Source organism: Deltaproteobacteria bacterium (assembly GCA_029210625.1).
In the GTDB taxonomy this organism is placed as follows: Bacteria; Myxococcota; Myxococcia; order SLRQ01; family SLRQ01; genus JARGFU01.
Window position 1 is genome coordinate 264372 of sequence record JARGFU010000002.1, and the last position, 13071, is coordinate 277442.

The 13071-nt window shown below is 72.1% G+C and carries 8 protein-coding genes; 6 read left to right on the forward strand and 2 right to left on the reverse strand.

Features of this window, described 5'->3' with window-relative positions; genetic code table 11:
• The first annotated feature begins 28 nt into the window (after positions 1-28).
• The 4 genes from P1V51_03315 to wecB all read left to right on the forward strand — a co-directional run bounded on the left by P1V51_03315 (position 29) and on the right by wecB (position 6650).
• Complete coding sequence (locus P1V51_03315) at positions 29-952, forward strand: SPFH domain-containing protein (protein MDF1562042.1); 924 nt, start codon at positions 29-31, stop codon at positions 950-952.
• Between the two features lie 40 nt (positions 953-992).
• Positions 993-3116: a ribonuclease R gene (rnr, locus tag P1V51_03320; GenBank protein MDF1562043.1), complete on the forward strand. Its 2124-nt coding sequence runs from the start codon at positions 993-995 to the stop codon at positions 3114-3116.
• A 108-nt stretch (positions 3117-3224) separates the two neighbouring features.
• Positions 3225-5450 carry a TonB-dependent receptor gene (locus P1V51_03325; protein ID MDF1562044.1) on the forward strand — a complete coding sequence of 742 codons (2226 nt, stop codon included), beginning with the start codon at positions 3225-3227 and terminating at the stop codon, positions 5448-5450.
• Between the two features lie 54 nt (positions 5451-5504).
• Entirely contained in the window at positions 5505-6650 is a 1146-nt protein-coding gene (gene wecB / locus P1V51_03330; protein ID MDF1562045.1) for a UDP-N-acetylglucosamine 2-epimerase (non-hydrolyzing), read from the forward strand.
• A 5-nt stretch (positions 6651-6655) separates the two neighbouring features.
• On the opposite strand, the gene P1V51_03335 is transcribed toward wecB, so the two are convergent.
• Positions 6656-9040 carry a Smr/MutS family protein gene (locus P1V51_03335; protein ID MDF1562046.1) on the reverse strand — a complete coding sequence of 795 codons (2385 nt, stop codon included), beginning with the start codon at positions 9038-9040 and terminating at the stop codon, positions 6656-6658.
• A 33-nt stretch (positions 9041-9073) separates the two neighbouring features.
• Between P1V51_03335 and P1V51_03340 the strand changes: the two genes are divergently transcribed.
• Together P1V51_03340 and P1V51_03345 are read left to right on the forward strand one after the other, a co-directional pair.
• The gene (locus P1V51_03340) at positions 9074-9805 is read left to right on the forward strand and encodes a tetratricopeptide repeat protein (GenBank protein MDF1562047.1); all 732 of its coding nucleotides are present in this window, start codon (positions 9074-9076) and stop codon (positions 9803-9805) included.
• 191 nt (positions 9806-9996) lie between these two features.
• On the forward strand, positions 9997-12357 hold the full coding sequence (locus P1V51_03345; protein ID MDF1562048.1) for a hypothetical protein: 2361 nt from the start codon (positions 9997-9999) through the stop codon (positions 12355-12357).
• 6 nt (positions 12358-12363) lie between these two features.
• Here the strand turns inward: P1V51_03345 and P1V51_03350 are convergent, their stop codons facing one another.
• Positions 12364-13068, reverse strand: a complete 705-nt coding sequence (locus P1V51_03350) for an ABC transporter ATP-binding protein (GenBank protein ID MDF1562049.1) — start codon at positions 13066-13068, stop codon at positions 12364-12366.
• Between the last annotated feature and the right edge of the window lie 3 nt (positions 13069-13071).

Consider the following 13071-nt stretch of genomic DNA (forward strand, 5'->3'; position numbering starts at 1 on the left):
CCTCTCTCATCGAATACGGAGTCTTCTCATGGACATCGCCATCAACCTCACGATCTGGGGCCTCTTCTCCCTCTACCTGGTCTACAAGCTCATCCGCTCCATCCGCTTCGTTCCCAACCGCTACGAGTACATCGTCGAGCGCCTCGGCAAGTACCGGAAGACCCTCGGCGCGGGCCCCCACCTGCTGCTGCCCTTCTTCGACAAGGTCTCCTTCATCCGGGACCTCAAGGAGCAGACCATCGCGGTCCCGCCGCAGGAGTGCTTCACCGAGGACAACGTGAAGGTCCACGTCGACGGTGTGATGTACATCTCGGTGAACGACTCGGTGAAGGCCAGCTACGGCGTCACCGACTACATCTTCGCCGCCTCGCAGCTGGCGCAGACCACCACCCGCTCGATCATCGGCACCCTCACCCTCGACCAGACCTTCGAGGAGCGGGATCTGATCTCGGTGGGCGTGGTGAAGGCCCTCACCGAGGCGGGCCACTCGTGGGGCATCACCGTGCACCGCTACGAGGTGAAGAACATCGTGACCCCCGAGACGGTGCGCAACGCCATGGAGCAGCAGGTCACCGCCGAGCGCGAGCGCCGGGCCACCGTCGCCCGGGCCGAGGGCGAGAAGCAGACCCGCATCAACCGCTCCGAGGGCGAGAAGGCCCAGGCGGTCAACAAGTCCGAGGGCGAGATGCAGCGGCGGATCAACGAGGCCCAGGGCCGGGCCGAGGCCATCCTCTCCATCGCCTCCGCCACCGCCGAGTCCATCGAGAAGATCGCCGCGGTGGTCTCCCTGCCCGGTGGCGTCAAGGCGGTCCGCCTGCAGATGCTCGAGAAGTACGTCGACCAGCTCTCCAACCTGGCCCGTCCCGACACCCGCGTGCTCCTGCCCGCGGATCTGACCAAACCCGACGCCCTCTACGCAGCCCTCGGGCTCAGCGAGGACGACCTGAAGTAGGTGCACGCTGCCCGCGTCGCACCCCGCAGCAAAGGACACCATGAGCAAGACCATCGAAGGGGTGGTGCGCCGGCATCGCGCCGGTTTCGGCTTCCTCCTCGTCGACACCGGAGACCGGGACGACGTCTACCTCCCCCCGGAGGAACTCGAGGGGATCCTCGACGGCGATCGCGTGCGCATCACCGTGGAGCGCCGCGGCGGCCGGGAGCGGGGCCGCGTCGAGGAGGTCGTCGCGCGCGGGCGCGAGCGCGTCGTGGGAACCTATCACGAGGAGCGGGGCGCGACCTGGGTCGACGCCGAGGATCCGGCCCTGGGCATGCTCCAGGTGCGCCCCAAGGACGGGCCCCCGGTGAAGCCGGGAGAGATCGTCACCGCCCGGATCGTCTCCTTCCCGAAGGAGGGGCGGGGGGCCTGGGGGGTGATCGAGCGGGTGCTGGGCGTCGCCGGTGACCCGGCCCAGAAGGTCCTGGGCATCGCCTACGCAGCCGGCTTCTCCGACGCCTTCCCCGCCGAGGTGGAGGCCGAAGCGGCGCGGCTGCCGGACTCGGTCCGCCTCGAGGATCTCGCCGGCCGGCGGGACCTGCGAGAGCTGCCCCTGGTGACGATCGACGGGATCGACGCCCGGGACTTCGACGACGCCGTCTACGTCGAGCGGCTGCCCGGCGGGGGCTTCCGCCTGGTGGTGGCCATCGCCGACGTCGCCCACTACGTCATCAAGGGCAGCGCCCTGGACCAGGAGGCCCGGCACCGCGGCACCAGCGTCTACTTCCCGACGACGGTGCTGCCGATGCTGCCCGAGCACCTCTCCAACGGCCTCTGCTCCCTCAACCCGGGGGTGGACCGGCTGGCGATGGTGGCCGACCTGATCTTCGACCGCGACGCCCGCACGGTGAACACCGAGCTCTACGAGGCGGTCATCCGCAGCCACCATCGCCTCACCTATGCCGAGGTCGGCGCCTGGATCGCCGGCGAGGAGGAGGCCACCGGCCACGAGGCCCAGGCCTGGCGGGAGCACCACCTGCCCCCGGCCCTGGAGCTGGCCCGGGCCCTCTCGGGGCGGCGCAAGGTCCGCGGCGCGCTGGATCTCGATCTCCCCGAGCCGGAGATCGTGCTGGGGCGGGGCAACCGGCCCCGGCAGATTGTCCGTCGCACCCGCACCTGGGCGCACCGGCTGGTCGAGGAGTTCATGCTCGCGGCCAACGAGGCCGTCGCCTGGTTCTTCGCTTCCCGGGGCCTGCCGACGATCTACCGGGTGCACGACGATCCGGACGAGGCGAAGCTCAGCGCCTTCGCCGAGGTGGCCCGGGCCCACGGGCTGAAGATCGATCCGAAGACCCAGGACGACGCGGCGTCGCTGATCGTCGCCCTCGAGCGCCTGGAAGATCGCCGGGCCCGCCGCGCCCTCGACTTCCTCTTCCTCCGCGCGCTCCAGCGGGCGGTCTATACGCCCCAGAACATCGGCCACTACGGGCTGGGGGCGACCCACTACCTCCACTTCACCTCGCCCATCCGGCGCTACCCCGACCTCGCGGTCCACCGGCGCCTGAAGAACCACTGGCGCGACGCCGGCAAGGTCCACGACGAGAAAGCCCTGGCCCGCCTCGGCGACGCCCTGGCCCGCATCGCCCACCAGTCCAGCGAGCGGGAGCGCGCGGCCCTGGAGGCCGAGCGGGAGTCGGACGCCTACTTCGCGGCGCTCTACATGGAGCCCCGGATCGGGCAGACCTTCGCCGGCACCGTCACCGCGGTCACCGAGTTCGGCGCCTTCGTCCGCCTCGACGACCACCATGTCGAGGGCCTGGTGCGAGCGGAGACCATCGCGCCGAGGTGGTCCTTCGACGAGCTGCGCCACAAGCTCTCCTTCGGCAAGGGCCGCGAGCCCCTCGGGCTGGCCTCGGAGGTCGAGGTCGTCTGCGTCGGGGTGCGGGTCGACGAGCGGAAGATCGATCTGCAGCTCGCCGACACCGTCGGTGCGGCGCCCGTCGGTCGCCGAGGCCGGCAGGCCGCCTTCGACGACAGCCTGCGGGAGGCGAAGGCTCGGAGGGGAGGGCGCTCCAAGAAGAAGACCGGCGGGAGCCCGGCGCCCTCCGGCCGCAAGAAGAAGGCGCGGCCCGGAAAGAAGGAGCGCGCCGCCAAGCAGAAGCCCTCGAAGAAGCGTCGCTGACCGAACGGTTCTGGGTTTCTGGTGAGCGTGGACTTCGCGTAGACTCTCCCTCGTGATCCTCACGGGATCGGGTCGCGCATGAGGGTCAGGGAGGCAAGCCGCTGGGGGGTGGCGCTACTCGCGTCTACCCTCGCCTGCGTCCTGGCGCCGGACCCCTCGTGGGCCGAGGCGGCCCCGCCGGAAGCGGAGGAGGCCGAGGCCGAGGCGCCGCTTCCGGAGGAGGAGCTGATCGACGAGGCTGCCCTGGAGGGGGCCTTCGACTTCGAGTCCCTCGAGGATGTCGGCCTGATGGACGAGTTCGCCCTCCTGGTCCAGGAGGACGTGGTCGTCTCGGCCTCGCGGCGGGCCCAGCGCATCGACGACTCGCCCTCGGCGATCACCGTGCTCACCCGGGAGGAGCTCCTCGCCTCGCCCTTCGACACCATCGCCGACGTCCTGCGGATGGTGCCCGGGATGGACGTCTTCCTCCTGACGGTGGGCTTCCCGGCGCCCGGTACCCGCTCGGGCTCGAGCCGCTCCGCGGCGAACGTGCTGGTGCTGGTCGACGGCCGGGACATCATCGATCCCCTCTTCCACTTCCCGCTGCTCCTCGGCCTGCCCATCGACCTCGAGAGCATCGAGCGGGTCGAGATCATCCGCGGACCGGCCTCGACCCTCTACGGGGCGGGCGCGCTCCAGGGGGTGATCAACTTCGTCACCCGCCGGGCCAGCGAGGAGCCCCTCCGGGTCGAGGCGGACGTCTCGGGCAACGGCCCCAACACGGTGGCCGCCGGGCTGCGCCTCTCGGGGACCTCCGGCCGCTTCAGCTGGTGGGCCTCCGTGGGGATGGACCGCGCCGCGCCCTACCACGACGCGAGCGAGCTGGGCCTCTCCAAGGTCGCCGGGCGGACCTGGGCGCGCTACGAGGGGGTGGCCTTCGAGGGCACCCTGGAGCTGGGCGGCGCGCTGCAGGAGGGGTCGATGGTCACCTTCGCCGGCAACGGCGCCGGTGAGTTCGACGAGGTCTACCTGCGGGCCGAGGCCATCGTGAAGGAGACCCGGCTGCACTTCCTGGCCGAGCACATCTCGGCGGATCTCCACCTCGACCTGCAGCTGCTCTTCCCCGGGGACGACTCGATGGTCCTCGGCCGCCTCCCCGATCCGATGAGCTCCTCCACCTGGCTCTACGAGCTGGCCGCCGAGCGCTCCTGGCGCTTCGGGGAGAACCTCCGCCTGATGAGCGGCCTCCAGGGGAAGATCATCCGCCACCAGCCGCGCGTCCTGGTGACCTGCCCCGAGAGCGCGCCGACGGCCTTCGACCCGGAGGCCTGCGAGCTGGACGAGGTCGTCGAGGTCCGGCCCGAGGCCTTCGCCCAGCTCGAGTGGCGGGTGCGGCCCGACCTGGATCTCAACCTCGGCGTGCGGGGGGGCTTCAACACGGTGGTGGTGGAGCCCGGCTTCGCGCCGAGGCTGACGGCCGTCTACCGGCCGGCCCAGAACCACACCCTGCGGGCCTCGGTCGCCCGGGCCTACCGCAAGCCCTCCTACTTCGAGCTGCGGGCGCACGTGCTCCTCGAGCCCGGGACGCTGCAGGACGAGGATCTCTTCCGCCGGGTGCAGCACATCTTCGCCACCGGCGTCGGCAACGAGGACCTGCGCAACACCAAGGTCGACAACCTCGAGCTCGGCTGGCGGGCTCGCTTCCTCGAGGAGGCCCTGCGCCTGGAGGTCGAGCTCTACGCCTCGCGCTACCTCGACGACGTGCGGGTGGACTCCAGCCGGCTGGCCGACATCGAGTACTTCGCGGGCCTGCCGATCATCGGGGACTCGGTCGGCCTCCAGTACATCAACCTCGAGGAGCAGATCTGGTCGGCCGGCGCCGAGGTGGCGGCGACCTGGAAGACGCCGGCCGAGGGGCTGGAGCTCTCCCTGGCCTATGTCTTCGACCACGTCCTGGTGCGCTCGCAGGCTGCGGACGGGACGGTCACCTTCGAGAAGGCCATGCGAGAGCCCGAGCACCGGATCATCGCCGGGGCGCAGTACATCCACCGGAGCCTGCGGCTGAGCGCGTCGGCCATCTGGGCCAGCGCCTACCGGGACAACCATGCCGCTCCCGAGTCGATCATCGCGCCGCCGGTCTCCATCTCGCTGGGCGCCAACACCCTGTTGGCCGGCCGGGCCGGCTGGGTCTTCGGCCTGGGGGGCAGCGAGTGGGAGGCCGGCCTGACCGGCCTGATGCCGGTACTGGGGCTGGAGCTGCGGGAGACGGCCGGCGGCTACCAGGACGACGGCAGCAACTACGGCGGCGAGCCCATCCGGCCCCGGCTCCAGGGCTACCTGCGCGCCGCCTTCTAGGGAGTTCCCCGCCGCCCTCCGCGCCCCGGCCGATATGACGTAGATAGGGTGATCATGACCCGTCGCGTTCTCGTCGTCTGTGGCACCCGTCCCGAGGCCATCAAGGTCGCGCCGGTGGTCCTGGCCCTCCAGGAGCACCCCGACTTCGAGGCCCGCCTCTGCGCCACCGCGCAGCACCGGCAGATGCTCGATCAGGTCCTGGAGATCTTCGAGCTGGTGCCCGACCACGACCTCGACGTGATGACCCCCGGGCAGGACCTCTTCGGGGTGACCGCCGCGGTCCTCCAGGGGATGAAGGGGGTCCTGGAGGCGGAGCGCCCGGACGTGGTGCTGGTGCAGGGCGACACCACCACCGCCTTCGCCGCTGGCCTGGCGGCCTTCTACCTGAAGATCCCGCTGGGCCACATCGAGGCCGGGCTGCGCACCCACCAGAAGTACAGCCCCTTCCCAGAGGAGAAGAGCCGGCACATGCTCGGCACCCTGGCGGACTTCCACTTCCCGCCGACCGAGGCCTCGCGGGCGAACCTCCTGCGGGAGAACGTCCCGGCCGAGCGGATCTGGGTGACGGGCAACACGGTCATCGACGCCCTGAAGCGGGTCTCGGCGCGCCTGGAGGGGGAGGGGGAGGACGCCCGCTGGCGGGCGCATCTCCGGGAGCGCTTCGGGCTCGCGCTGCCGCCGGAGGGCGAGCGGATCCTCCTGGTCACCGGCCACCGCCGGGAGAACTTCGGCGAGGGCATCGCGAGGATCTGCGCGGCCCTGAAGTCCCTCGCCGCGGCGCACGCCGACCTCCAGATCGTCTATCCGGTGCACCCGAACCCCCGGGTGATCGAGCCGGTGCGAGCGCTGCTGGCGGGGCAGCCCAACATCCACCTCATCGAGCCCCTCGACTACACCCCCTTCCTCTTCCTGATGAAGAACGCCCACCTGGTGCTCACCGACTCCGGCGGCATCCAGGAGGAGGCCCCCTCCCTGGGGAAGCCGGTGCTCGTGATGCGCGACACCACCGAGCGGCCGGAGGGGGTCGAGGCCGGGACCGTGAAGCTGGTCGGGACCAGCACCGAGGCCATCGTGGAGGGCACCGAGGCGCTGCTTCGCGACCCCGCGGCCTACGAGGCCATGGCGCGCACGGAGAACCCCTACGGCGACGGGAAGGCCTCCGCCCGGATCCTGGAGGCGCTGCTCACGGCGTTCGGCTGAGGAGATCAGAGCTTGGCGACGGTGAAGCCGTCTCCCGCGCGCGAGGAGTCCCCGGTGTGGACCTCCTGCACGTAGGGGGAGCGCTTCAGGAAGTCGCGCACGGCCTGCTTCAGGGCGCCGGTGCCGTGGCCGTGGATGATCTCCAGGCGGCTCGCGCCGACGGCCATCAGCTCATCGAGGCGCTTCTCCAGCATCGAGAGGGCCTCCTCCACCCGGGCGCCGCGTAGATCGAGGCGCTCGGAGGGGCCCAGCTCGTCGCCGCCGGTGGCGCGGGGGCTCTCCTTGCGCGCCTTGCGGGAGACCACGACCAGCGCCTCGAGAGGCTGGCGCACCTTGAGGGCCCCCATCTGCACCAGGGCTTCGTCCCCCTCCACGGAGAGCACCTCGCCCTGGCGGTCGCCGAGGGAGGGCGCCCTCACCGTGTCTCCCGCCGACGGGAGATCGGCGCGCACCTCACCGCCGCTGCCGGCGCCCCGGGCTCGCGCGGCCGCGGCGCGCTGCTTCGCCTCCAGGGCCTCGAGGTGCTTGGCGGCGGCGTCGGCCTGGCGGAGGCTGCGCTCGGACTGCAGCGCAGCGATGGTCGACTTCACCTCCTGCCGGGCCGCCTCGATCTCGGCGATGAGCTCCTCCCGGGCCTCTTCCTTCACTCGCGCGCGCTCCTCCTCGAGGCGGGCGCGCTCGGCGTCGGCCGCCGCCTGCGCGGCCTCCGCCTCGGCGCGGGCGGCCTGCGCCTCGCGCTGCGCCACCTCGGTCTCCCGGGTGGCCTCCTCCAGGCGATCCAGGGCGTCCTGGAGCGGCCCCGCGTCGCCCTCGAGCAGCGCGCTCGCGCGCCGGAGGATCCTCTCGGGCAGGCCGGCCTCCTCGGCCGCTGCCAGCGCGCCCGAGCCGGCGGAGGCGCCGGGGATGAGCCGGTAGGTCGGCCGGCGGGTGGCGGGATCGAAGCCCATGGCGGCGCCGGCGAAGCGCTCGTCCGAGCCGGCCAGGGCCCGCAGCGCCGCGAGGTGGGTGGTCACCAGCACCGTGGCCCCGCGGGCGAGCAGCTCCTCCAGGAAGGCCAGCGCGATCGCCGCGCCCTCGCGCGGATCGGTGCCCGAGGCGATCTCGTCGATCACCACCAGGGTGTCGCCGTCGGCCTCCTCGACGACCTCCCGCAGCGCCCGGAGGTGCGCGCCGAAGGAGGAGAGGTCCTGGTGGAGGTCCTGCTCGTCGCCCACCACGGCCTGCACCCTGCCGAAGAGGGGCAGGTGGCTGTCGGGGTGGACCGGCGGCGGGATGCCGTGGCGCAGGAGCAGGACGCAGAGGGCGGCGCCGGTCACCGAGACGGTCTTGCCGCCGGCGTTCGGACCCGAGACGACCAGGCACTGGCCTCGGTGCACGACCAGGTGGTTCTCGACGATCTGCTTCTTCTCCTGGGCCGCCTTGAGGTGCAGGAGGGGGTGGCGCAGGCCCCGCAGATCCAGGTCGGCGCCCTCCCGCGCCTCGAGCTCGGGCAGGCTCCCCCGGAGCTTCACCGCCAGCCCGGCGCAGGCGTCGAGGAGATCCAGGGTGCCGAGGGTCGAGAGGTGCTCCGCGAGCTCCGGGGCGATGCGGTGCACCTCCCGGCCCAGCTCGACGAGCACCTCGCGGGCCGCGGCCTCGGCCTCGGCGGCCGCGACCGCCAGCTCGTTGCCCGCGGCGGCCAGCTCGGCCGGCTCGATGAAGACGGTCTGCCCGGTGTTCGAGACGTTGTGGACGATGCCGTCGACCCGGTTGCGGTGGGAGGCGAGCACCGGCAGGACGTAGCGTTCGCCCCGGACGCTGACGTAGCCCTCCTGCAGGAGGGGCTTCCACTCGGGAGATTCGACCAGGGCCTCGGCCCGGCGGCGGGTTCGCTCGTGCAGGCCGCGCAGGCGGGTACGAGCGGCCCGGACGGCCTCGCTGGCCTCGTCGGTGACCTCGCCGGAGGGATCGATGCTGCGCTGGATTCGACGCCCGAGGGCCTCGAAGCCGCCGAGGCCGGGGCAGTGGGCGCGCACGCCGGGCAGGCGATCCTCGAAGCGATCGAGGAACGCGGCGGCGTCGGAGGAGATGCGCAGGGCCGCGGCGACCTCCCGGAGGGCCTCGCCTTCCAGGACCCCGCTCTTCTCCAGGAGGGAGAGGTGAGGGCGGATCTCGGGGAAGGCCCCGAGGGGAGCGCGCTCGCCCTGCTCACGCAGGGCCTGCAGCTCGCCCACCTCCCCCAGGCGGGCGCGCAGCTCGGGGAGGTTCCCGGGGGCGCGCAGGCCGTCGACCTCCTGCCGCCCCATGGGGGTGGCGCAGAGGGAGGCGAGGAGCGCGTGCAGCTCGGGCCAGCCCAGCCGGGCGGCGGCCTTGCCGCGAGGATCGAAGTCGAGGGGAGGGAAGGCAGTCATTTCGCGAATGCGCATGGTATGTCACTTCGCGCGATGCGAAACCGTCTCCGGTCCATTCTCCCGGTCCTGCTCGGAGCGCTGGCTCTCTTCGGCACCGGCGCGGGCGTCGATCCACGGGTAGCCCTGAAGGCGGGCGTGCAGGCCCGGGAGGCGGCGCGCTACGCCGAGGCCCGCGAGCACCTCGAGAAGGCCGTGGAGGCGGCGCCCACCTGGGTGCTCGCCCGCCTCGAGCTGGCCGACGCGCTCCTCCACCTGGGGGCGAAGCCGGGAGAGGTGGGGCAGCACCTCGAGGCCGCCCGGCTGGTGGACGAGGGCAACCCGCGCCTCCATCTCCTGATGGGCCTCAACCACGAGGCCGCCGGGCAGGGCCCGCTGGCCGCCGCCTCCTTCGAGACGGCCCTCGAGCTGCGGCCCTCGCTCACCGAGGTGCGGCTGCGCCTCGGGCGCCTGCTCCTCGCGGAGGAGAAGGCGAAGGAGGCCGCCGAGCACCTGGCGATCTACGTCGAGGCGCACCCCGAGGCCATCGCCGGCCAGACCCTCCTCGCTCAGGCGCTGGAGGCCGCGGGCGATCTCGGCGGGGCGGAGCGCGCGCTGCGGCTCGCGGCCGAGCGCTTCCCGGACAACGCCTACAACTGGCAGCGGCTGGCCGACTTCCACGAGCGCCACGGGCAGAGCAAGAAGGCGGCGGCGGCGCGGGCGCAGGCGGAGAAGGTCTCCCCGCGGCAGAAGCGGGACCTGCGGCCGCTCCCGAAGTCCCGGCGCTGAAGCGCGGGTTCCCGGCCGCCTGCCTGACGCGCTGCGTTGGCCCCGGGGGGGCATCGGGTGTTGCCGATTGCGAAGCCTGCCCCGGCCCCGCTAGGGTTGGGAGGTCAGGGACGCGGAGGAACGACCAGCAAAGGATGACCAGCATGGGGAATTCGGGCTCGACGGTGGTTCGGCGCCGGCCTCGAAGCGGGATGCTGCTCTTCTCCCTCCTCGCTGTGGCAGCCCTGATCGGGCCGGCCTGCAGCTGCTCGGGGGGGAAGACCTGTGTGACCGCCGAGGACTGCGGCAGCGAGAGGATCTGCATCAACGGGGCCTGCGGCGAGAAGGGGGAGACCGGAGCCTGCGAGGGTGGCGCCTGGGTGGGCACGACCACCGGCAGGGACCTGGACGGTGACGGCCTCGACAACGACGCCGAGTGCCTGCGGGGCCTGGACCCCACCCAGGCCGACACCGACGGCGACGGCCTCGACGACGGTGAGGAGGACGGCCTGGGCACCGACCCGCTTCGCGCGGACACCGACGGTGATGGGCTGGTGGACGGCCGCGAGCTCGAGCTGGGCACCGATCCCCTCAACCGCGACACGGATCGCGACGGGCTGGACGACGGCATCGAGATCGCCGCGCGCCTCGATCCCCTGAACCCCGACACCGACGGCGACCGCCTCGAGGACGGGGAGGAGGGGCAGTACGGCACCGATCCGACGGTGGCCGACACCGACGGCGACGGACTGGTCGACGGCGACGAGGTGGACCTCGGCTACGACCCCCTCGACCCCTCCGATCCGGACAACTCGGTGAAGTGCGACGTCCTGGCCACCTGCGCCCAGGACGCGCTGAAGCCCATGGCCTGGGAGGAGCAGGGCAGCGGCGACACCCGCATCGCCCTGGAGACCACCTTCGCCCACTCGCGCCTGGTCTTCTCCAACCTCTCCCAGGGAGAGCGGGCCAACGGCGCGGCCTTCGACGACGCCGCGGCCGGCGTGGCGGGGTTGCTCCTCTCCATCGACGAGCCGATCTCCGGCGGAGATCCCAACGCCCAGCTCACGGCCCTCGCCGGCCGCCTGGGCAGCGGCAGCTGGCCCTGGACCTTCGTCGAGCGGATCACCGGCCGGACCGTGACCAGCTGGGACGGCTACCCGGCGATGGTCTCGGCCCGCTTCAACTTCACGGCCGCCGGCTCGAACGCCGGGGCGATCCGCGACGCCCTCGCCGCGTCCCTCTCGGATCATGCGCCCGCCGACATCAGCGGCCTGCCCGCGGTGACGAGCTTCGCGCCGGGCGGCGAGTTCGTCTTCGGCTTCGAGATCCTCGTGCGTCGCAACGGCAACGGAGACGCGGGACGCATCGTGATCCTCGGGGCGGTGACCGACAAGGCCTCCTACGACGACAAGGCCCTGCAGGCTCGCATCCGGGTGGCCGATCTGGGCAACGGCACGGCGCTGGGCCAGCACGGCGACCGGGACAACACCCGCTGCGACTCCTTCGTGGTGGAGAGTGACCCCCGGGCCGACTTCATCTGGATGAGCGACATCTCCGGCTCGACCAACGACGAGCGGATGCCGATCAAGAGCAGCGCCACGATGGTCTTCGACGCCCTGGCCAACCTCGGCGTCGACGCGCGGATGGCGGTGATGCCCCACGAGAACAACTCGATCAACTCCGCCAACCCCGGGCAGTTCTATGCCCCGGGCTTCACCCGCGACGCCGGCACCTTCGGGGCCTGGTGGGACATCGCCGGGGGCGACGGCCAGGAGTACGGGCTGCTGGCGGTGAACGACGCCATCCGCCCCGGCGGCCGGGCGATGCCCCGCAGCGCCACCGAGGTCGCGGACAAGGTGCGCGAGGGGGTGAAGCTGGTGGTGGTCTACGTCTCGGATGAGCACGACCAGTCCGTGGAGGCGGCCTGCGCCGGCGTGCAGGACCGCAACAAGACCTACGTCCCGGACGCCGCCGGGCAGCAGTGCATCGACTCCACGGTGCAGCCCTTCGTCGACGTCCTGCTCGCGGAGTCGGCCATCGCCTTCGGGGTCATCGCCGAGAGCCCGGGGGGCTGCGCGAACCCGACCAACGGCACGAGCAGCCAGGAGGCCGGCTGGGGCTACAAGGAGGTCATCGAGGCCACCGGCGGATCCTACGGCTCGGTCTGCGCCTCGGACCCCGGCCAGACCCTCGACGACATCGTCAACGCGGTGGCCGGAGCGGCGTCGGCCTTCCAGCTCACCGGGGCGCCCATCTCCGCCACCCTGAAGGTGGTCGTCACCCCGGCGGGCCTGGCCTGCGATCCGCAGAACCCCACCGCCGGCCGCCGAGAGGTGCCCCGCAGCGCCCTGGACGGCTTCGACTACGATCCGGTGAGCAACAGCATCTTCTTCCTGGGCACCTCCCGCCCCCAGATCGGGGACGGGGTCACGGTGAGCTACCGGGAGTGGGAGGACCGGACGAGCAACCCGAACCCCGATCCGGGCGGCTGCGACGGGACCTGCAACCCCACCTGCGAGGCGGGCTTCACCTGCCAGGCCGACTCCTGCACCTGCGTGCCGGACTTCGGCTAGGTCGCGCTAGCTCTTGCGCTCGTCGGCGGCGACCTGGCCGTCGACGAGGCGCACCAGGCGGTGCGCGCGGTCCATCACCCGGGGATCGTGGGTGGAGAAGATGAAGGTGACGCCGTGGAGGCGGTTCATCTCCTCCATGATCGCCAGGAGCTTCTCGGCGGTCTCCGAGTCGACGTTCGCCGTGGGCTCGTCGGCCAGCACCACCGCCGGGTTGGAGGCGATGGCCCGGGCGATGGCCACGCGCTGCTGCTGCCCGCCGGAGAGCTCGTTGGGGCGGCGATCCTCCAGCCCCTCGAGGCCGACCTCCTTCAGGAGCCTCATCACCGTCTCCCGGCGCTCCTCCTTCGAGACCCCCTGGACGGCCAGGACGATCTCGGCGTTCTCGTAGGCGGTGAGCACCGGCATGAGGTTGTAGGCCTGGAAGACGAAGCCGATCCGGTCGCGCCGGATCCGGGAGAGGGCCTTGCGGCTCTGGGTGGCCAGGTCGATCCCCTCCAGCCTGATGCTGCCGGTGGTGGGGCGGTCCAGGGCGCCGATCAGGTTCAGGGCGGTGGTCTTGCCCGAGCCCGAGGGTCCGCAGATGGCCGTGAACTCGCCGGCGGCGACCGTGAGGTCGAGGCCGCGCAGCGCCTTCACCTCGAGCTTGCCCTGCTCGTAGGTCTTGGTGACCCCCGCGATCTCGACGATGGGCTTTCCGTTCTCGATGGTCATGAC

Excerpts from the sequence above, each read along its gene's own strand:
- P1V51_03335 (MDF1562046.1), bottom strand. The coding sequence starts at position 9,040 with ATGACTGCCTTCCCTCCCCTCGACTTCGATCCTCGCGGCAAGGCCGCC.
- rnr (MDF1562043.1), top strand. The coding sequence starts at position 993 with ATGAGCAAGACCATCGAAGGGGTGGTGCGCCGGCATCGCGCCGGTTTC.
- P1V51_03345 (MDF1562048.1), top strand. The coding sequence starts at position 9,997 with ATGCTGCTCTTCTCCCTCCTCGCTGTGGCAGCCCTGATCGGGCCGGCC.
- P1V51_03315 (MDF1562042.1), top strand. The coding sequence starts at position 29 with ATGGACATCGCCATCAACCTCACGATCTGGGGCCTCTTCTCCCTCTAC.
- P1V51_03340 (MDF1562047.1), top strand. The coding sequence starts at position 9,074 with ATGCGAAACCGTCTCCGGTCCATTCTCCCGGTCCTGCTCGGAGCGCTG.
- P1V51_03350 (MDF1562049.1), bottom strand. The coding sequence starts at position 13,068 with ATGACCATCGAGAACGGAAAGCCCATCGTCGAGATCGCGGGGGTCACC.
- wecB (MDF1562045.1), top strand. The coding sequence starts at position 5,505 with ATGACCCGTCGCGTTCTCGTCGTCTGTGGCACCCGTCCCGAGGCCATC.